The 407-nt window shown below is 64.1% G+C and carries 1 pseudogene; it reads right to left on the minus strand.

From position 1 onward, the window contains the following. Positions 1-243, minus strand: a pseudogene (locus EN850_RS33850) (dipeptide epimerase); the annotation flags it as partial. Positions 244-407 lie beyond the last annotated feature (164 nt).

A 407-nucleotide genomic window follows, 5' to 3' on the forward strand; every position in this document is an offset into this window, starting at 1 on the left:
GTTGACCACGTCCTGGCCGATCAGGCGCGGGGCGATGAAGTGGCGGATCGCTTCGATGATCGAGCCGTGCGTATCGCCGGTGATCACGGCGGTGGCCGGGGCTTCGCCGTAACCGGTGTTGCCGGTATCGGTACGGATCAGGACGACCACGTCCTCGACGGTTTCCACCGTGCGCAGGGCCGTCTTGAACGGTGTCTTCAACGGCACGCGCAGCATGCCCAGTTCGATGGCAGTGATCTTCATTCAGGGGGTCTTGGCCCGCAGGCGCTGGATGTTGGTGATGCGGTCGATGTAGCGGACGGTATCGCTGGCCATCATCGGCTCCAGCGGCGTGACCGAAACACCATTGAGATGGGCCTGCACACGTCTGCCGTCGGCACCGAACCAGCTGCCGCCTGCCGTATCGT

Origin of the sequence: Mesorhizobium sp. M8A.F.Ca.ET.207.01.1.1 (genome assembly GCF_004794715.1) — a bacterium.
GTDB lineage: Bacteria > Pseudomonadota > Alphaproteobacteria > Rhizobiales > Rhizobiaceae > Mesorhizobium.